Annotated in this window: 15 protein-coding genes and 1 pseudogene; 8 read left to right on the top strand and 8 right to left on the bottom strand. The window is 64.7% G+C overall.

Annotated elements, in window-relative coordinates; genetic code table 11:
- Positions 1–2: 2 nt before the first annotated feature.
- Entirely contained in the window at positions 3–1370 is a 1368-nt protein-coding gene (locus tag IVA98_RS33165; protein WP_247356479.1) for an APC family permease, read from the bottom strand.
- A gap of 316 nt (positions 1371–1686) precedes the next feature.
- Here IVA98_RS33165 and IVA98_RS33160 point away from each other — a divergent pair, with 316 nt between their 5' ends.
- Positions 1687–3012, top strand: coding sequence for an alpha/beta hydrolase (locus tag IVA98_RS33160; protein ID WP_247356539.1), 1326 nt, complete (start codon positions 1687–1689; stop codon positions 3010–3012).
- A gap of 41 nt (positions 3013–3053) precedes the next feature.
- Here IVA98_RS33160 and IVA98_RS33155 read toward each other — a convergent pair whose 3' ends face one another.
- Both IVA98_RS33155 and IVA98_RS33150 read right to left on the bottom strand, forming a co-directional pair.
- Complete coding sequence (locus IVA98_RS33155) at positions 3054–3431, bottom strand: hypothetical protein (protein ID WP_247356477.1); 378 nt, start codon at positions 3429–3431, stop codon at positions 3054–3056.
- 91 nt (positions 3432–3522) lie between these two features.
- Positions 3523–4698, bottom strand: a complete 1176-nt coding sequence (locus tag IVA98_RS33150; protein WP_247356475.1) for an MFS transporter — start codon at positions 4696–4698, stop codon at positions 3523–3525.
- Between the two features lie 186 nt (positions 4699–4884).
- On the opposite strand from IVA98_RS33150, the gene thrS reads away from it, so the two are divergent.
- From thrS to IVA98_RS33135, 3 genes are all read left to right on the top strand, one after another.
- The gene (gene thrS, locus IVA98_RS33145) at positions 4885–6927 is read left to right on the top strand and encodes a threonine--tRNA ligase (RefSeq protein ID WP_247356469.1); all 2043 of its coding nucleotides are present in this window, start codon (positions 4885–4887) and stop codon (positions 6925–6927) included.
- 92 nt (positions 6928–7019) lie between these two features.
- A complete protein-coding gene (locus tag IVA98_RS33140; RefSeq protein WP_247333380.1) occupies positions 7020–7583 on the top strand; it encodes a nitroreductase family protein in 564 nt (187 codons plus the stop codon).
- A 63-nt stretch (positions 7584–7646) separates the two neighbouring features.
- Positions 7647–8915, top strand: a complete 1269-nt coding sequence (locus IVA98_RS33135) for a serine hydrolase domain-containing protein (protein ID WP_247356467.1) — start codon at positions 7647–7649, stop codon at positions 8913–8915.
- On the opposite strand, the pseudogene IVA98_RS33130 reads toward IVA98_RS33135, so the two are convergent.
- The 3 genes and pseudogenes from IVA98_RS33130 to IVA98_RS33120 all read right to left on the bottom strand — a co-directional run bounded on the left by IVA98_RS33130 (position 8901) and on the right by IVA98_RS33120 (position 13576).
- Positions 8901–11364 (bottom strand): annotated as a pseudogene (locus tag IVA98_RS33130) (putative bifunctional diguanylate cyclase/phosphodiesterase). The gene IVA98_RS33135 and the pseudogene IVA98_RS33130 sit on opposite strands and share 15 nt — an antisense overlap.
- Before the next feature lie 548 nt (positions 11365–11912).
- The gene (locus IVA98_RS33125) at positions 11913–12350 is read right to left on the bottom strand and encodes a hypothetical protein (RefSeq protein WP_247298413.1); all 438 of its coding nucleotides are present in this window, start codon (positions 12348–12350) and stop codon (positions 11913–11915) included.
- Between the two features lie 137 nt (positions 12351–12487).
- Positions 12488–13576: an RgsD C-terminal domain-containing protein gene (locus tag IVA98_RS33120; RefSeq protein WP_247298410.1), complete on the bottom strand. Its 1089-nt coding sequence runs from the start codon at positions 13574–13576 to the stop codon at positions 12488–12490.
- A gap of 241 nt (positions 13577–13817) precedes the next feature.
- On the opposite strand from IVA98_RS33120, the gene IVA98_RS33115 reads away from it, so the two are divergent.
- Complete coding sequence (locus IVA98_RS33115; RefSeq protein WP_247280043.1) at positions 13818–14849, top strand: patatin-like phospholipase family protein; 1032 nt, start codon at positions 13818–13820, stop codon at positions 14847–14849.
- A 6-nt stretch (positions 14850–14855) separates the two neighbouring features.
- On the opposite strand, the gene IVA98_RS33110 is transcribed toward IVA98_RS33115, so the two are convergent.
- Positions 14856–15284 carry a CBS domain-containing protein gene (locus IVA98_RS33110; protein ID WP_247298407.1) on the bottom strand — a complete coding sequence of 143 codons (429 nt, stop codon included), beginning with the start codon at positions 15282–15284 and terminating at the stop codon, positions 14856–14858.
- A gap of 247 nt (positions 15285–15531) precedes the next feature.
- Positions 15532–16350 carry a rhomboid family intramembrane serine protease gene (locus tag IVA98_RS33105; protein WP_247356465.1) on the bottom strand — a complete coding sequence of 273 codons (819 nt, stop codon included), beginning with the start codon at positions 16348–16350 and terminating at the stop codon, positions 15532–15534.
- Positions 16351–16803: 453 nt separating this feature from the next.
- Here IVA98_RS33105 and IVA98_RS33100 point away from each other — a divergent pair, with 453 nt between their 5' ends.
- The 3 genes from IVA98_RS33100 to IVA98_RS33090 all read left to right on the top strand — a co-directional run.
- Positions 16804–17358 carry a PAS domain-containing protein gene (locus tag IVA98_RS33100; protein ID WP_247280046.1) on the top strand — a complete coding sequence of 185 codons (555 nt, stop codon included), beginning with the start codon at positions 16804–16806 and terminating at the stop codon, positions 17356–17358.
- Between the two features lie 146 nt (positions 17359–17504).
- Positions 17505–18644: a DJ-1/PfpI family protein gene (locus tag IVA98_RS33095; protein ID WP_247356464.1), complete on the top strand. Its 1140-nt coding sequence runs from the start codon at positions 17505–17507 to the stop codon at positions 18642–18644.
- 150 nt (positions 18645–18794) lie between these two features.
- A partial coding sequence (locus IVA98_RS33090) for a hypothetical protein (protein WP_247356455.1) occupies positions 18795–19089 on the top strand: 295 nt, incomplete at its 3' end.

Below are 19089 nucleotides of genomic sequence, written 5' to 3'. Positions count from 1 at the left end.
GTCTATTCGCGATGTGGTGAAGCGGCAGCGGCCACCGGCCGCCTGCGGAAGACGACATAAATCAACAGACCCGAGAGCATGACGAGCATCCCCGACAGCGACTGCACCGGCCGCTCGGTCAAGAGGTAGTACATCATGAACGCGGTCACGAGCAGGAAAACGAGCGGCGTGAGCGGGTATCCCCAGGCGCGATAGGGCCGCGGCAAATCGGGGTCAGTGATGCGGAGCTTGATGACGCCGGCGACGGTGAAGAACGAGCAGAACAGCATCGCGAACTGGATGAAGTCGAGCACCGCCTCGAAGCTGCGCGTGAACAGCAGCAGGGTCGCGACGGCGAGCTGAAACAGGATGGCATAGGCCGGCGCACCGTTCGCCGATCGCTGCGAGAACACGCGCAGCGCCGGAATGTCCTCGCCCATCGTCATCATCACCCGCGGGCCGATCCACATCATCGCGCTGATCGAGGAGATCAGACCGGCACAGATCATCGCGCCGACGATCCGGCCGCCGAGGCCGCCGAAGATGGCGCTGCCGGCTACGCTGGCAACGTCGAGCTGGCCTGCCAGCGCGCTGACCGGCGTCGAGTAGAGGAACACCGCGTTCAGCGCGACGTAGAGGACGAGCACGATCAGCGTGCCCACGAGCAGTGCGCGCGGCAGGCTCCGCTGCGGCGTGGTCATCTCGCCGATGATGTAGGTCGCGGCATTCCAGCCCGAGAACGAGTACATCACGAAGACGAGCCCGATCGCGAAGGGCGCGCTAACGATGTGGGCGAGATCGCCCGGCTGCGGCGTGAAGGCGATCTGCTGCGGCACGCCGATGACGAGGCCGGCCACCAGGAAAGCGACGATCAGCACGACCTTCAAAATCGTCGAGATCAATTGGAACGTCGAGGAGTGCCTGACGCCGGTCAGTTGCACGAGCGAGACCAGCCACACCACGCCGATGGCGAGTGGAATCGGCGGCAGATCGTCCGCGACCGATTTGGCATATTCACCGAACGCCATCGCGGCGAGCGCGACTGGTGCCGCAAAGCCCACCGTCGCCGAGACCCAGCCGGCGAGAAAGCCGAAGGCGGGATGGTAGGCGCGACCGAGGAAATTGTACTCCCCGCTCGAGCGCGGAAACATCGCGCCCAATTCGCTGTAGGAGAACACCCCGCACAGCGCGACGATGCCGCCGACCGTCCAGAGCAGCAGGATCGAGAAGCCGGACGGGATATCCTTGACCTGAAAGCCGAGGCTGGTGAAGACGCCGACCCCAATCATGTCGGCAATGACGATGGCGGTTGCGACCAGAACAGAGACCCCCGACCCGCTTTCGGTCAGCCGGCCAGTCCAGGGCGCGGTACCCGCATCTGATGCCGTCATCGGGGTTCTCAAGGCGTCACGCCTCATCGGGAGGCATCGTGCAGATTGAATCCAGTCAATTCAAGCAGGGTTAACAAGGGTTAAATGAGGCAGACGTGACGGGTATGTTGACACCTTTCACGTCCGGTCTTGGGCGATAAAGCTGCACATCCCCCGAGAATCCCTTTTCCCTTCCCCACAATCACGACACGATTGCATGGTCCCTTTGACGGTTCCGGATGTGGGGAAATTTCTCTGGACGCTTAACGTCACCTAAACGCCAGTCGGCTGAATTGATTTGAAATTGCCGATGGACGTGACTTGGGGTCATGGGTGGATGGTCGGGGCCGTTCCGAAACTGAGAGCTAACGCGCCTGCCGATCGGACGACGTCCGGCGCGCGCGGTCGTGTGCTCCGGGTCGGCCTGTTTTCAGCCCTGGTGCCGCTGTGGCTGACGCTGGTTCAATGCGGCAAGGCCCCCAATCCGGCGGCGCTCGCAGCGAACTCGCAGGCTAACGTGCAGGTGGTCGCAAAGACACATGCGCAGGTGGCAAGCGGCGACACGTTCGAGGATCGCTTCCCGGCCCCGCAGTTCAAGGAGCGTTTCCCCTCGGCGAGCGAGAGCTTGCTGCAACGGCAGATGTCGGACTTCTCGCCCAAGCGCGCCGTCCAGCAGCAGCCGCAGGCTGAGCAGGCGCCCTACAAGGTCGCTTCGCTCGAGCCGCAACTCCCCTACAAGCGCCCGCCCCGTGAGGACCTGACGACGCTCGTCAGCATGAAGTCGTCAGCTTTTCCCTATTTCGGCAACAACCCCGCCTCCGACGCACCCTTCCTCAACATCTCCAAGGGCGACCGCCGCGGCCACCGCAGCTATTCGGGGCGCGTCTACTGGCAGGACGAAACCTACAGCGACAGCCGCGTGCTGGTGCACGTCCCTGAGCATTTCGACGTCCGCAAGCCGGGCGTGATCGTGGTGTTCTTCCACGGCAATGGCGCCACGCTCGAGCGCGATGTGCGCGACCGGCAGCTGGTGCCGAAGCAGATCACCGATTCCGGCGCCAATGCCGTCCTGCTTGCGCCGCAGATGGCGGTCGATGCCGCCGATTCCAGCGCCGGCAAATTCTGGCAGGCAGGCGGCTTCAAGCGCTTCATGGAGGAATCGGCCAACCACCTCGCCCGCCTGACCGGCGATCCCAACAGCGCGCGGGCCTTCGCCAACATGCCGATCGTGATCGTCGGCTATAGCGGCGGCTTCCTGCCGACGGCCTGGAGTCTGGAGGTCGGCGGCATCAGCGACCGCGTGCGCGGCGTCGTGCTGCTCGATGCCGTTTATGGCGAAATGGACAAGTTCGCGTCCTGGATCGAGAGCCACCGCTCCGGCTTCTTCGTCAGCGCCTACACCCGCTACACCGCGCGCCGCGACCGCGAGCTGATGAGCCTGCTGCGGCAGAAGGGCATCAGCGTCTCCGAGGACATGGACGGGCCATTGCGGCCCGGCAGCGTGGTGTTCGTCGAGACTGGCGAGGGCATCACCCATCGCGACTACGTGACGAGGGCCTGGACGCGGGATCCGCTCAAGGACGTGCTGGTGAAGATGTCGGCGACGCCCGCGCTCGCGCTCACGCGCGTGGCCTCTACCAATCCACCCGCATCGAGCCGCTAAACGGACGTGACTCTAAGGCGCCGAGGGGCCCGGTCTCTCGGTCAGGTTTTCGGCAGCTTCGGAATGCTCTCGGCAAAGCCGTTGAAGCAGGCCAGCCGCTCGTCCTCTTCCTTGAAGAAACGGCAGTCTGCGTAGCCCTTGGCCTTCGCCGGCTTCGGCTTCGGCGCCGGCGGGATCACGGCGTCGTAGCAGTTGAGGCGGTCCTTGGTGCCGTCGTCGATCTCGAGGCAGGCCTGGAGCCGGCTCGCGATCGATTGCGGCTTACCCTTCGCCGCCGCAGCTGGTTTGGCCGCAGCCTCTTTGGTCCCTTTGGGCTTGACCTGCATCAGCGGCTTGTCCCCCACCATCGGTGGCTTGTCGGCTTGCGCAAATGCGGAGGCTGAATAGAGCACCGCGGCAACCGCCAGAATCATCCTCATTTCAGTCAACTCTCTTTGGTCCCCATGCATGGCGTTCTAGCGCCCTCATGCTCGGTTTGCCAAGCACCTTGCACACAGGAAGCTGCGAGATTCAGGCTGTTGCGGCGGCAGCCGGCCGGGGCCTGGTCAGGACCACCAGCAGCAGCGCCAGCACCACGAAACCGACCGCGACGAAGCCGAGCGTGTGCAGGAGCTCGCGGGCGAACAGTAATCCGCCGATGGCCGAGCCGACCGCCTGACCGATATAGAGGACGGACGTGTTGAGGGCGACGGTCGCCGATGCCAGTGATGGCGCGGCCGCGACCAGCCGCACCTGCTGCATCGAATTGGTGGAGGCAAAGCCAAGGCCCCAGACTGCGACCGCGCCCGCCATCAAGACAAGCGTGCCGGCGCCGAGCGCCCAGCCCGTGACCCCCGCAAGCAGCAGGCAGGTGAACAGTAGCGAAGTGCGATAAGGCCCCCAGGTATCGACGATGCGGGTCGCGATGGCGACGCCGAGGAAGCCGCAGACCCCGTACAGGGCAAACACGATGCCGATGGCATCGGGTCCGGCGCCGGTGAGCTTCTTGAGCAGCGGGCCCATGAAGGTGAACACCACGAACTGCCCGGACATTTGCAGCATGGTGATCGCGAGCAGGAGCAGGATGGCCCTGCTGCGGGCGACCTCGGCCCAGGTCTTGATGTCCACCGGCGCGCCCTTCAGGCCCGCCGGTAGGCGCAGCAGCAGCAACAGGAAGCTGATGCAGCCGAGAGCGCCGATCTCGCCATAGGCGGCGCGCCAGCCATAGCGGCTGGCGATGAAGGTGATCAGCGGCAGGCCGACGGCGGCAGCGAGCGACCAGCCGAGGAAGATGTAGGCGATGGTGCTGCCGCGTCGCTCCACCGGCACGATCAGCGCCGCCGTGCCGGCAGCCTGCGGCGTATAGAGAGCGCCGATCGCAAGCATCACCAAGCGGATCGCAAGGAGGCTCGCATAATCAGGCGCAAAGGCCGAGGCAAGATTGCCGAGGGCAAGCACGGCCAGCGTCGTCGTGAGCAGCGTCCGCCGTTCGATGCGACTGGTGAGCCAGGCCGTCAGCGGCGAACCAATGCACAGCGTGATGGCGCCAAAGGTGATCAGGAGCCCGGCCGCATGGATGCTGACGTCGAGCCCGGTCGCCAATTCCGGCAGCATGCCCGCCGGCGCAAGCACCGAGCAGCCGGTGACGATGTTGCCGAGCATCAGAGCGGTTGGCGCGAAGCGGCGGACAGCAGGCGATCTTTCCATGCAAGTGCATGTAGAGCAGAGCTGCGGTCTGTTAAAGGGCATGGTCTGAAATAGTTGGTGCACCGTCCCGGCTTTTGCGCGCCACTTTCTTGGAATTGCCGGATTGCGCAGGCCGAATCGGCTGATATATCGCTCGTTCCCGCTTACCTGCGCTCGTTCGCAGGAGTGAGCCTCAGGAGTAAAGCAATGACCGACCATCCCAAATCCGAGTCCGGCTTCCAGTACAGCCTCTCCAATTTGAAGCCCGCGACCCCCGCCCCCAGAGTCACCCTCATCTTCCCCGACGGCGCCCAGCGTCAGTTCGACAAGGGCATCACCGGCCTCGATATCGCCAAGGGCATTTCGCCGTCGCTGGCCAAGCGCACTGTGGCGATGGCACTCGACGGCACGCTCGCCGACCTCAACGACCCGATTGAGGCCGACGCCCGGATCGAGTTCGTCAATCGCGATGATCCCCGCGCGCTCGAATTGATCCGCCACGACTGCGCGCACGTGCTGGCGGAAGCCGTGCAATCGCTGTGGCCGGGCACCCAGGTCACGATCGGCCCGGTGATCGAGAACGGTTTCTACTACGACTTCTTCCGCAACGAGCCGTTCACCCCGGAAGATTTTGCCGCGATCGAAAAGAAGATGCGCGAGATCATCGCGCGCGACAAACCTTTCACCAAGGAGGTTTGGGATCGCGAAAAGACCAAACAGGTGTTCCGCGACAAGGGCGAAGCCTTCAAGGTCGATCTGGTCGACGCCATTCCCGGCAACGAGCCGATCAAGATCTACTACCAGGGCGACTGGTTCGATCTCTGCCGCGGCCCGCATATGACCTCGACCGGCAAGGTCGGCAATGCCTTCAAGCTGATGAAGGTCGCCGGCGCCTATTGGCGCGGCGACAGCAATAACCCGATGCTGACCCGCATTTACGGCACCGCTTTCGCCAAGCAGGAGGACCTCGACGCCTATCTCAAGCAGATCGAGGAGGCCGAGAAGCGCGACCATCGCAAGCTCGGACGCGAGCTCGACCTTTTCCATTTCCAGGAGGAAGGTCCGGGCGTCGTGTTCTGGCACCCGAAGGGCTGGACCATCTTCCAGCAGCTCATCGCCTATATGCGGCGACGCCTGACCGGCGACTACAGCGAGGTCAACGCGCCGCAGATCCTCGACAAGGTGCTGTGGGAGACCTCGGGCCATTGGGGCTGGTATCGCGAGAACATGTTCGCGGCGCAGTCGGCCGGCGACGAGGCCGAGGACAAGCGCTGGTTTGCGCTCAAGCCCATGAACTGCCCCGGTCACGTGCAGATCTTCAAGCACGGCCTGAAAAGCTATCGCGACCTGCCTTTGCGCCTTGCCGAGTTCGGCGTGGTGCATCGCTATGAGCCCTCCGGTGCCATGCACGGCTTGATGCGCGTGCGCGGCTTCACCCAGGACGATGCGCACATCTTCTGCACCGAGGACCAGCTCGCCGAGGAATGCCTGAAGATCAACGACCTGATCCTGTCGACCTACGCCGACTTCGGCTTCACCGGCGATCTCACCGTGAAGCTCTCGACCCGGCCGGAGAAACGCGTCGGCACCGACGCGATGTGGGATCACGCCGAGCGTGTGATGGCGACGGTGCTGCGCGAGATCCAGTCGCAGAACAACCACATCAAGACCGAGATCAATCCGGGCGAAGGCGCCTTCTACGGCCCGAAGTTCGAATATGTGCTGCGCGACGCCATCGGTCGCGACTGGCAGTGCGGCACCACCCAGGTCGACTTCAACCTGCCCGAGCGGTTCGGCGCGTTCTACATCGACCATGACGGCGGCAAGAAACCGCCGGTGATGGTGCACCGCGCGATTTGCGGCTCGATGGAACGCTATATCGGCATCCTGATCGAGCACTATGCCGGCAGCTTCCCGCTCTGGCTCTCGCCGGTCCAAGTGGTGGTCACCACCATCACCTCGGAAGCCGACGAATATGCCAAGCAGGTCGTCGAGCAGGCGCGGCGCGCAGGCCTTCGGGTCGAGATCGACCTGCGGAACGAAAAGATCAACTACAAGGTCCGCGAGCACTCGCTGGCCAAGATCCCGGCGCTGCTCGTGGTCGGCAAGAAGGAAGCCGAGACGCATTCGGTCTCGGTCCGCCGGCTCGGCAGCGACGGCCAGAACGTGATGACGACGCAGGAGGCGATCGCCGCACTGGTCCACGAGGCAACCCCGCCGGACGTCCAGCGGGCGCGTGGCGCCGTCTGATCCCTGAAATCGATCTAAATTCGCTTCCGGTTGCGGGCGTGCATGCCTATCTCGGTGTGCACGTCCGCCGACCAGCTGAAGAGGATATCGCAGTGCCCGATGCCATCGAACTCCTGAAGACCCGCCGCTCGGTCAAGCCGCGCGAGATGACCGAGCCCGGCCCCTCCGCAGCCGAGCTCGAGACCATCCTCACCATCGGCGCGCGCGTGCCTGATCATGGCAAGCTGGCGCCCTGGCGCTTCATCATTTTCGAGGGCGATGCCCGCCAGCGCGCCGGCGAGGTGATCGCAAAAGTCTTTGCCCGGAAGAATCCAGGCGCGCCCACCGCCGACATCGAGATCGAGCGCAAGCGCCTCACCGACGCGCCGCTGGTGATCGGCGTCGTCAGCTTCACCAAGCCGCATCCGAAGGTGCCGGCCTTCGAGCAGGAATTGTCGGCGGGCGCCAGCGCCATGAACATCGTCACGGCCGCAACCGCCCTCGGCTACGGCGCCTGCTGGCTGACCGGCTGGTTCGCCTTCGATCGCGACGTGCTGGACGGCCTCGGCCTCAAGCCGGACGAAAAGCTCGCCGGCTTCGTCCATATCGGCACGCCGACCAAGCCGAGCGAAGACCGTCCGCGACCGTTCCTTTCGGAAATCGTGACGCGTTTTTAATCGATGTCTTGTTGACGCCCTTGGCGTCTTGCGGCTTTGATCCCGCCGAGGGAGGAAGCCCGGATGAGACGGCGTGAGTTTCTGGTCGGAGCCGCGGTGCTCGCCGGCTCGATGGCGCGAGGTCGCGCCGCCGACATCCCTTCCCCGTCGCCCGACGGGCTCGATCGCATCACCGCATATTTCAACAACGAGGTAACGAGCGGCCGGCTGCCGGGCGCCGTCATCCTGGTCCAGCAGCACGGCAAGCCGGTCTATTTCAAGACGTTCGGCGTGCGCGACGTCCGGACCGGCCTTGCCATGACGCCGGACACGATCTTCGCCATCCACTCGATGACCAAGCCGATCACGTGCCTCGGCGCGATGATGCTGATCGATGAGGGCAAGCTCGCGCTCACCGACCCCGTGTCGAAATACGTCCCGCTCTTCGCCGATACCAAGGTGGGCCTCGAGATTACCAAGCCCGACGGCAAGCTGGAGCTCGATCTCGTGCAGCCGGTCCGTCCCGTCAACATCGAGGACCTGCTGCGGCACACCTCGGGCATCAGCTACGATTATATTGGCGGCAAATGGGTCGAGCAGGCCTACAAGGCCGCCAATATCTTCGAAGGTCAGTTCAACAACAGGGAATTCGCCGACCGGATCGCGAAGCTGCCGCTGGCGCGGCAGCCGGGAACGTTGTGGCGCTACGGTCATTCCACCGACGTGCTCGGCGCCGTCATCGAGATCATCTCGGGCCAGACGCTGTACGAATTCCTGAAAGCACGCATCTTCGATCCGCTCGGCATGAGCAGCACCAAATTTGCGCTGGCGACGGAGGACGAGCTGGCGCGGATGGCGCGGCCACTGCCGAACGATTTCATCCTGCTCGCCGCCGAGCGCGAGCGCCTCGACCATCCCGAATGGCAGTCCGGCGGCGGCGGGCTGCTCTCGACCATCACCGATTATCAGCGCTTCGCGCAGATGCTGCTCAACGGCGGCCAGTTCGAGGGCAAGCGTTATCTGAGCCCGGCTGCGTTCAAGGCCATGACGACCGACCACATCGGACCAGGGTCCGGCGTCGGACGCGACTATTTCTATTTTCCGGGCGACGGCTTCGGCTATGGCTACGGTCTTGCGGTGCGCACCGATCCCGGCAACGCGAAACCGCCGCCGCCGGGCTCGATCGGCGAGTTGAAATGGGACAGTGGCAGCGGCACCTATTTCGGCGTCGATCCCAAGCTCGACATGGCCTACCTCATGATGCAGCAGACCCAGAACGAGCGCAGCCGCATCACACCCGCCTTCAAGGTACTGGTCTACGATTGCTATCCTCCGGATCTACGCCGCCCGTGAGGCGCGCTGGCCGAAATCGGCGAGCAGCTTTGCGATCTCGGCGGCGGGCCGCGCCGCGCTGAACAGGAAGCCCTGCACCTCGTTGCAGCCCTCGGCGCGCAGCCAGTCGAGCTGATCCTCGGTCTCGACGCCTTCCGCCGTGGTGGTGATGTTGAGGCTACGGCCGAGACCGGAGATCGCGCGCACGATCGCGCCGCAATCGGGCCGCTGCGCCAGATCCTTGATGAAGGAACGGTCGATCTTGATCTTGTCGAAGGGGAAGCTGCGGAGATAGCTGAGGCTGGAATAGCGGGTGCCGAAATCGTCCATGGAGATGCCGACGCCGAGCTCGCGCAATTGATGCAGCGTGACGAGGTTGGCTTCGGTCTCCGCCAGGAAGATCGACTCGGTGATCTCGAGCTCGAGCCGCCTCGGCGACAGGCCGGACTGCGCCAGAGCAGAGATCACGACCTGAACCAGGTTGCGGCTGCGGAATTGCGCCGGCGACAGATTGACCGCGACTTTGACGTCGCCAGGCCATTTGACGGCTTCGGCGCAGGCCTCGCGCAACACCCATTCGCCAAGCTGGGTGATCAGGCCGATGTCCTCGGCGACCGGAATGAACTCGGCGGGCGAGATCATGCCCTTGTCCGGGTGCCGCCAGCGCAACAGCGACTCGAAACCGGAGATGCGGTCCGACGCGATCGACACCAACGGCTGGTAGTGCAGCTCGAACTCGCCATTGGCAAAGGCGCGGCGCAGGTCGAGCTCCATGTCGCGGCGCTTCTGCGCCTGAAGGTCCATCTCCCGCTCGAAGAAATGGTGCACGCCGCCGCCGTCCGACTTCGCCCGGTACAGGGCCATGTCGGCGTTGCGCATCAATTCCTCGGACGTCGTGCCATCCCCCGGTGACAGCGCGATCCCGATGCTGGCGCCGATCACCATCTCCTGGCCGTCGATCTCATAGGGCGCCTTCAACATGTCGATCAGCAGGGTCGCGCAGGCGCTGGCCTCGTTCGGCGAGACGTCGGCCGCCAGGATGACGGCGAACTCGTCACCACCGAGCCTCGCCGCGAGATTGGCACCGCGAACCGCATTGGTCAGGCGTTCGGCAACTTGCTTGAGCAGGCGGTCGCCCGCCGGATGCCCGAAGGAATCGTTGATGTTCTTGAACAGGTCGAGATCGATGTAGAGCACGCCGACCCGCTTTCCGCCGGCCTGGTCGAGCGCCTGCTTCAGCCGCTCCTGGAAATATTCGCGGTTCGGCAGGTCCGTGAGCCCGTCGTGATGGGCCATGTGGGCGATCCGCGCCTCGGCCTTGCGCCGTTCGGTGATGTCGACCACCGCGACCAGATAGCCGTCGCGATCGTCGAAGGCGACGCGCCGGCCGAAGGTGAGCACCTCGATCTCGCTGCCGTCGGCGCGTAAGTGCCGCCAGTTGCGCGAGGAATGATAGGCATCGCCGACGCGCTCGAGCGCCTCGGCGTGGCTCTTCCACTCGTCCTCGGGCCAGATCTCGTGCAGCTTCATGCGCAGGAAGGTGGCGCGGCTGTAACCGTAATGCTGGACCGCGGCGTCATTGACGCCAAGGAATTGCTTAGTCTTTGCGTCGAACACCCACATCGGCATCGGGTTGTTGTCGAACAGCAGTCGGAACGAGACGTCGCGCCGCTTCAACGCGGTGACGTCGGAGATCGTCAACGAGACCACGTCGGCGAAGGCGGTGGTGCCGAGGCGCAGGTGTCGTCCGTCGCTCTCGATCTCGAGCTGCTCGCAGCGGCCGCCCGAGACGGCCTTGAGCAGGAAGTCCATAATCTCGGGCGCGGCCAGCAGCGTGCCTGCCTCACTGACCCGCCCCCATAGCAGGCTTCCGGTCGCGGCCTTCAGCAGCGCGCTCGCACTCTTGTTGTGGTGCACGATCTGGAGATCGAACGGCTTGCCGCTTGCGTCGCGCAGCGTCGTCAGCGAGACGACCGCGTCATCGGTCGCGGAAAAAATTGCGTCGAGGAGATTATATTGCCCTCCCGCGCTCGTTGATGTAGGTGCCGACCAGCGTCGCGCTCCAGCGCGAGGCGGTCGGCAGCGCCAGTAGATCGTAGGTCCTGACCATGCCGTCGCGCACGCAATGCGCGCTCGCGTGATGCGGCCGCCCCGTTGCGAGCGCGATCGCGGCCGCTTCCGTCAGCGCCGTGGCGCAGTCGGGCGACAGCTCCGCGACGGGAATGCCCCAGCGCTCCTCGCAGAGCCATTTCTGCACGTAACGTCCGCTGCGCGACAGTTCGAGCGCGCCGTCACCTTTCAGCAGCGCGATATGGTCGGCGAGTCGTCCGAGGCTGCCGAGCATCACGTCCTCGTAACGCGGCAGCCGTTCGCCCGGCTTCAACGCGGCACGCCATTTGCGTTGAAGCACCGGGATGTCATCGAACATTTCGACGGCCGGTTTTCCCGGCACTTTCTTTGCGGCACTCATGGCAGTCCCCAACGCACTATCCGGGCGCATCCAATGCAGGTGCGCTTAACGGCGTGTAAAGAGCGCACAGGCGCAGGTTCCGTTCGGTGATTATGACAGTTTTAAGTCAGGTGTTGGTTAGTGGGCGTTAGAGACTATGACGGTTGCGCTTCTACGCATGCTGAGACGTGGACGCGGCGTCGCGCAACTGCATCAACGTCGGCATTGCGACCTCTAACGCCCAGCTCAATCGCAGACACACCTTCGCATCCTCGCGGCTTGTTCGCCCGAGCTCTGCTTCGATGCCTTGCCCTCTCATGAAAGAGGGCGCAGGGAAGACCGGGAGCCGGTTGGCTCCCACGGACCGCCATATTTTGGATGGCGCACGTTGACCCACGGCTTGGCGTTTCGCCCGGCGGGCAACGCAAGGTCTCGTAATCCGAATGAGCGAAGCGAGATCCGGGAATCTTGCCGTGCATCCCGAGTGTCGCTTCCGACTTCGCTCGCCGAGCTAGTGCGGACAAGCCGCTCACCCGGTTACGAATTCAGTGCAAAGCGCAGGTGTGCCGCTAGTCCTCGCTCGAGGCGGCGGAGCGGTCGTTCAAATGGGCCTGCGACAGCAGGAAGAACAGCGCGCGTTCGCCTTGATATTTGGCGGACGGGCGCGTGCGCTCGAACCCGTCCGCAAATATCTTGCCGGACTGGTCGCACACTTGCCATCGCCAGCCAAACCGCTTGCGCCTTGTTAGGACCACTTCGAACATGCCGACGGGCCGGGCCCCCTGCTCATTACCGATGGCGCAGGCGTCGATGATCTGCGCATCCGACTGCGACATATAACCCAGCAGGATGGAAAGAGAATAAAAATTGATGATCGGAATTGAGCATCGTCCACCGGTGCGGTGAACTCGCGCTTCGGGAATAAGGCGCTGATGGCGGTGTTGCTTCGCGCCTCGAGACGCTGCTTGGCCGCGCAGGCCCATGGATTCAAAACACAGGAGCGGCAACAGTGAGCGTCTGCTCACCTATCGCAGAGGTAACGGAAGATGGTGCGCTTGTGCGCCATGTGAGAAGCGGAGGATCTTCGAGGCGCGAAGCCCAGCATCCGGACCAGACCACCACCGGCGGGGCATCGCCGCCAGCATCACCGCGCGACGACCTCGACTTCGCCGTCGACGCCGTTCACGACGTTGAAGCCGCGCTCGTAGACCTTGCCCTCGTTCTTGGCGATGGCGCGGTATTCGCCTTCGGAGAGCACGACGCGCGGGAAGGCGCCGATCGATTCCTTGATGACGTCGCCGCCCGGGGTCAGCACCGACCAGGCGGTGTTGGCCAGCGCTTCCCCGCCCCTGTCGCTGACGAGCTTGAGCGTGATCACGGCAGCGCGGTGGGTGATGGTGACGTCGGTGAGCTTGCCGGCCTGGACGCGGATGTCGGAGCGCACCACAGAGTTGGCATCGCCATAGTTGGAGACGATGTAGTAGGTGCCCTCCGGTATCAGCACGACGTCGCCGGCGGCGACGTTCGGCACCAGGGAGGCCCGCTCGCCGGATTCGAACTGGCTGCCCTTGTAGATCGCGAACGAGATCTGGTTCTGCGGAATGCGGCTGGTGCCGACGCGGCCCTCGATGCGCAAGCCCCCGGCCGGCAGCACGAAGGATTCACGGTCGGTCTCCGCTTTCAGGCTGACGGTGCGCACCGCACTGACGAGGCCGAAGGCGACGTGCACGACGTAATTGCCCGGCGGCAGCACGATGTTGGGCGTGGCGTTGCGGTCCTCGCGGATCAGCTTGAAGGTGCCGTTCTCGTCGGGACGGTCGGCAAATACGCGCCAGACCAGGCCGCTGGTGATCGGAGGAGCATCCTTGCCGTATTTCGCGGTCAGCGACAGCACGCCCTGGCCGGGCACGGCGGCATTCAGCGGCGCCGCCGGCGGCACGGTCGTGACCGCGGGCGGCGGCATGCTGGGCGAAGCCGGCTGCATCAGGGTCGGCGGCAGGCTCAGCGGCCCGGCGCCTGCCCCCGAGGGCGGTGCCAGATTGATGGCGCCGCCGGGGTCCGGCACCGACGCAGGGGGCACCGGCGGCGGACGATCGGAAAAAAGCTGCGCTTGCGCCGCGTTTTGGCCAAGCGAGACCGGGCCGAAGGACGCAAGGCACGCCGCAAGGGTCAGCGCCGGCAGCAGCCGATCGCTGCGCCGCCATCTGATGATGCCGTCACCCCCGCGTGTCATGCCCCTGCTTTTCACTGAAAACGCGGCAAATTCAAGCCTCAGGAACCCGCTGGAATACGGTCATTTGGAACCCGGTTGACGCCTGCGTGATTAGTCTCGCAGCAACCGTCCCTCGCCATACTCCTGCCCTGTGCCCTTCCCAAAGCGGCATAAACCATGCTCTGCCCCGGTTCTGGCGGAGCGCCAGTGCGGTGCTTAGTCTAGTGATACGGGCCTGGCCCCGGCGTAGGGGAGTTTTTCAGTGCTGGACATCTTGAAGGGCCGGGGTGCGAACGGCTCGAATAGCGAGAAAGTCGGCTTGGGCAGCATCCGCCGGCCGGTCATCGGCCTTGCCCTCGGCGGCGGCGCGGCGCGCGGCTTCGCCCATATCGGCATCATCCGGACTCTGCTCGCCAACGGCATCGCGCCTGACGTCGTGGTCGGCACCTCGATCGGCGCGGTGGTCGGTGGCCTCTATGCGGCCGGCCAGCTCGATACGCTGGAAGAATGGGGCCGCAGCCTGCAAGGCATGCGCAACATCCTCGGCTATCTCGACATCCGCCTCAACGGCTCAGGCCTGATCGGCGGCGAGAAGCTGGCGACCCGGCTCGAGGAAGCGTGCGGTCGGACCCTGATCGAGGATCTCCCGATCAAGTTCGCGGCGGTCGCCACCGAGGTCCGCACCGGCCACGAGATCTGGCTGACGCGCGGCCGCGTGGTCGACGCGATGCGCGCCTCCTATGCGCTGCCCGGCATCTTCTCTCCCGTCCTGATCGGCGACCGCTGGCTGGTCGACGGCGCGCTGGTGAATCCGGTACCGGTCTCGGCGGCACGGGCGCTCGGCGCCGAAATCGTTATCGCGGCAAATCTTTCCAGCGATATCTTCACCTATTCGACGACGGTCTATTCCCACGGCGCGATGCCCGAACCGGTCGTGCCCGTGCCTGAGGAGACAACGTCAAAACGGCGCTTCCCGCGATTCTTCTCGCCTGAGAAAACGGTGAAGCGCGAGTTTTTCGGCGCAAGCAGCAGCCGCCCCGGCCTTTCGTCGGTGATGGTCGACGCCTTCAACATCATGCAGGACCGCATCACCCGCGCCCGCCTCGCCGGCGATCCACCTGATATGCTGATCACGCCGCGGGTCGGCCATTTCGGCTGGTTCGACTTCCACCGTGCCGATGACCTCATCGCCTTGGGCACCCGCGCCGCCGAGCGTGCGTTGGACTCCATTCAGGAAGCGATCCACGTGCTGGCGCCGCCGCCCGAAGGCGCGGCGCCCAAGATCAGCGAGTAAAGCCGCTCAAGCCGTCTTGATGTAGTCGCGCAGGGCTTCTTGCTCGGCCTCGTATTCCTGGACGCGGCGCTTGACGATGTCGCCGATCGAGATCAGGCCCACCACCTTGCCATTGTCGATCACGGGCAGATGGCGGAACTTGCCTGTGGTCATTATCTCCATGAGTTCGGCGACTGTGTCGGTCTCCTTGCAGGTGACCACCTTGCGGGTCATGACCTGAGCGACCGGCTCATCCAGCACGCCGGCGCCGCGTTCGCCGAGCACGCGCACGATGTCGCGCTCGGACAGGATGCCTTCGAGCCGGCTCTGGTTCATCACCAGCACCGCGCCGATCTTCTTCTCACCGAGCAGCTTGATCGCGGCCGACAGCTTGGCGTCGGGCTCGACGCTCACGATCTGGTGGCCCTTGGTATTGAGAATGGAACGTACCGTCATTGTCGCCTCCCTGAATCGGAGCCGTCCGCCCTTTGGCGATCCGGAACTTGTTCGCGAGTCTTCAACTAACAGTTTCAGCTCCGGTTTCACGCTCGGGCGCCTTGCGAAGCATTGCCTTATTACCGTCTGAGCATGATCTCGCCGGAAACCGCTAACGCTTTTCCGGATCATGCTCGATCAGCTTGCAGCTTCGGAACATTCTTCTCGGGAATGATGGATGAATTCGGGCCGCGCCGCAAGCGCCGCTTCAAATACGGTCTGAGACGTCCCGTGATGACGCATCCGCAGCATCGCTTCGCATGCGCGGCACCGGATCGAACAGCGCAAACAGCAGCAGTCCCGCGAAGAAACCGCCGATATGGGCCTGCCAGGCCACGCTCGTGGTCTCGGCATCGATGCCAATTGCGCCAACGCCGAAGATGATGTTGACGCCGAACCAAACGCTGAGGAAACCGACCACCCGTCCGTCGCGCAACGCGCGCGACAGCGGCAGCGCCGGAACCTTTGCGGCGGTATCGGCGTCCGAACGGCTGAACGACAGGAAACTGCCGCGGGCGAACGCGAAGCGGATCGCCGCCGCCATCGCCCCCGACACCGAGGCCGACGCGCCGATCATCGGCGCCACCGCATGCTCATGGGTGACGAGATGGGCGAGCGCGCCGGCCGCCGCCGTCACTGCCATGAACACGAAGAACCTGATGGCGCCAAAGCGCCGCGCCAGCGCGCTGCCGAACGGCAGCAGCCACAGCACGTTGAAGCCGAGATGGGTCAAATTGGCGTGCAGCAGCGAATAGGTGACGAAGGTCCAGACCTTCGCACCCGCCCCGCCCGGAATCTGCAGATTGAGCAGCGAGGAATCGTAGCGCTTCGGGATGAAGCCGAAGACGTCGATGGTCCAGTTTTCGATCTCCGGCGGCAGCAGCACCCGCAGATGGATCAGCGCCAGCAGGGCGATATAGCCGGTCAGCGCCGCGGGCAGCGTCAGGATCGGCTCGCGCGAAGCCTCCTCAACGGCGGCCGGCACGTTCGGTTGAGAACCTTGCGGAAAATCTTGCGGGGAATCCAAGGCAGCTTCGCTTTCAGCGCGATCGGAGCGGTGCTTGGAGATAGTCGCCTTTGCCGGCCTTGCGCAAGTGCACAAAAGGAAATGGGAGGGCCCTGGGAAAGCCCTCCCTGTCCGTGCTGTCGGCCTTCCGGTACCTTCCGGGAATAAGGTGTGTCCCCACCCCTCCCGGCGGCCCGCGACCAAACTGTTTGACGCCCTGTGTACAAGCCTCGCCGAGAACCTGGAGAAAGCGGCGAGGCTTGCGACCGCGATCACCTTAGCAGGCAGGCTGGCGGTGGAAAGCGCATAGTTAATTTAACGTTAACAACGCAAAGACTGCCGCCGAGGAGCTGAAAACACCGCCGCGGCATGGACGCTGCAGATCCCCTCCTGCACAACAACGAAAGGGATCGCGGGTGCACTGAAGCGGGACAGGTTTGTCCCGGGAGGTTGCGCCCCGGATAAGCGTCAGTCATGAAACATCCGTCGAGCCGCGAGTTCTTCGCGTATTGGGACAACAAGCGCGGCGCAGCACGGGCCCCCGATCGGGCCGACATCGATCCGGCCGCCGTCCGCGACCTGCTCGGCGACATCTTCGTGCTGTCCTGCGAGCAGAAGCTCGGCTTCCCGTTCCGCGTCGCCGGCACGCGCGTCTGTGCGCTCGCCGGGGGCGATCTCAAGGACCGGAGCTTTGCGGCGCTGTTCACGCAAGCCAGCCGCGGCGAGATCGAGGAGATCACCACGATCGTCGCCGACGAGACGTTGGGTGCGATTGCCGGTGTCACGGCTCAACGCGAAAACGGCAGCAAGGCGCATCTCGAGCTGCTGCTGCTGCCCTTCAATGCCCGCCCGCATACGCCTGTCAGCGTGACCGGCGTGCTCGCACCGTTCGACGATGAATGCGGCGTGCTCGGTGCCTTCACCCTCACCTCCTGGCGCTATCTGCATCAGCCGGAGAAACTGCTGCCGCGCGCGATCCGCAAATTGCAGATCGCTCGCGGGCTGATGGTGTATGAGGGGCTGCGGTAGACTTCGAAAGCTCCTGCGCAGGTGCCGATCGCGCGATGGATCGTCGCGCGCGGCATGACCGTTTTTGCCGGATTTGCGTCATTCCCGAAGTCGTCCCGACCGGATAGTTTCCGCGCCGCGTGAGATGACGAGCGGGTGACATCATCATGAGCTGGCGCATTCTGGCATGGACCCTCCTTGGCAGCGTGGCATTGCTGGTGGCGATCGGCGGAACGTGGCTGCTCCTGCTGCCAGGCGCGCCGGCATCGGGAACCGCGCCTGCGATCTCCAAAGACGAAGCCGAGGCGACGCTGGCCGCGCTGAAACCGCCGAAGCGACAGCGCCCCCTGATCGCCATCGTCGGCATCAACGACATGAGCGAGACCACCGACTATCTGATGCCCTACGGCATCCTCGCGCGGGCGGACATCGCCGACGTCCTCACCCTGGCGACGCAGCCGAGACCGGTCACGCTCTATCCCGCACTCAGGGTGCAGCCCCATGCGACCATCGCCGAGTTCGACGCCGCGCATCCCGACGGCGCCGATTACGTCATCGTGCCCGCGATGAGCCGCGACGACGACACAGTCGTCCTGCAGTGGATCAGGAGCCAGGCCGGCAAGGGCGCGATCGTGATCGGGGTCTGCGTCGGCGCCACGGTCGTTGCCAACACCGGGCTGCTCGACGGCAAGAGAGCCACGACGCATTGGTATTCGGTGCGCGATCTGCAGAAGCATTCGACGATCCGCTATACGGCGGACCGCAGGCTGGTCGTCGACCGGGGCGTCGCAACGACCACCGGCATCACCGCATCCATGCCGATGGCCCTCACCTTGATCGAGGCCATTGCCGGTCGCGCCAAGGCCGAGGCGGTCGCCCGCGACATCGGCCTTGCGGCCTGGGATGCGCGCCACCGCAGCGACGCGTTCAGCTTCACGCGCCCGTTCGCACTGACGTCGATCGCGAACACGCTCGCCTTCTGGAAGCGCGAGCAGCTCGGTATCGCACTGACGCCAGGTGTCGACGAGGTCTCGCTCGCACTGGTCGCCGATGCATGGTCGCGGACCTATCGCTCACGCGCCCTCACCTTCGCCGCCACGGCAGAGGCGCGCACGAGCCGCGGAGGCCTTGGCATCCTGCCGGACCGGATCGCGGACGATTGGCCTGCGCAGCAGACGCTGCCGGCAGCCGGCACCTCGCCGCCGGCACAGGCGCTGGATGAAACGCTGCGTGCGATCGATGCACGCTACGGATCGCGCACCGCCGACTTCGTGGCGATGCAGCTGGAATATCCGAAGCTGGATTGATCCCAGCGCGATCTCGCTGCAACGTGACGTCCTCCCCGCTCGCGGCTCACGCGGGCGTGAACCCACCCGCTCGAACCGGTTTCAACCAGCCTCCGTCGAAGAACCGTGCGGGCCGTTCTGGTCTCGCCGAACCGAGGCTGGAGAATTTCCATGAAACTCACATTGCCGAAAGTTGCTTTGATTGCCTTCGTTGCGGCGACCGCGTTCACCGCGACCAGCGCCAACGCCGCGCAGTACCGCACATACGGCTGCGAGTTCGCCTTGTTCGAGGGCTGTGGCAGCCTGATCGAGATGCCGAACCAGGGCGGACGACGCGTCGTCACCCATCGCGACACCTCGCCGACTTACATGAAGCAGAGCGATCCTCGCTATAGCTCCGCGATGCGTGATGCCGGTGGCGGTGGCGGCGGCGGCGGTGGGATCGAGCACGGGCGCCTCCAGCGCA

It is taken from the genome of Bradyrhizobium sp. 160, assembly GCF_023073735.1.
Lineage (GTDB): Bacteria > Pseudomonadota > Alphaproteobacteria > Rhizobiales > Xanthobacteraceae > Bradyrhizobium.
The sequence above is the reverse complement of the archived record's forward strand: the minus strand, read 5'-3'. Positions and strand labels throughout refer to the sequence as shown.

What these genes read in the sequence shown, in the direction of transcription:
- IVA98_RS33150 (WP_247356475.1), bottom strand. Translation starts at nt 4,698, where the DNA reads ATGGAAAGATCGCCTGCTGTCCGCCGCTTCGCGCCAACCGCTCTGATG.
- IVA98_RS33110 (WP_247298407.1), bottom strand. Translation starts at nt 15,284, where the DNA reads ATGACGGTACGTTCCATTCTCAATACCAAGGGCCACCAGATCGTGAGC.
- IVA98_RS33155 (WP_247356477.1), bottom strand. Translation starts at nt 3,431, where the DNA reads ATGAGGATGATTCTGGCGGTTGCCGCGGTGCTCTATTCAGCCTCCGCA.
- thrS (WP_247356469.1), top strand. Translation starts at nt 4,885, where the DNA reads ATGACCGACCATCCCAAATCCGAGTCCGGCTTCCAGTACAGCCTCTCC.
- IVA98_RS33165 (WP_247356479.1), bottom strand. Translation starts at nt 1,370, where the DNA reads ATGACGGCATCAGATGCGGGTACCGCGCCCTGGACTGGCCGGCTGACC.
- IVA98_RS33160 (WP_247356539.1), top strand. Translation starts at nt 1,687, where the DNA reads ATGGTCGGGGCCGTTCCGAAACTGAGAGCTAACGCGCCTGCCGATCGG.
- IVA98_RS33120 (WP_247298410.1), bottom strand. Translation starts at nt 13,576, where the DNA reads ATGACACGCGGGGGTGACGGCATCATCAGATGGCGGCGCAGCGATCGG.
- IVA98_RS33100 (WP_247280046.1), top strand. Translation starts at nt 16,804, where the DNA reads ATGAAACATCCGTCGAGCCGCGAGTTCTTCGCGTATTGGGACAACAAG.
- IVA98_RS33135 (WP_247356467.1), top strand. Translation starts at nt 7,647, where the DNA reads ATGAGACGGCGTGAGTTTCTGGTCGGAGCCGCGGTGCTCGCCGGCTCG.
- IVA98_RS33095 (WP_247356464.1), top strand. Translation starts at nt 17,505, where the DNA reads ATGAGCTGGCGCATTCTGGCATGGACCCTCCTTGGCAGCGTGGCATTG.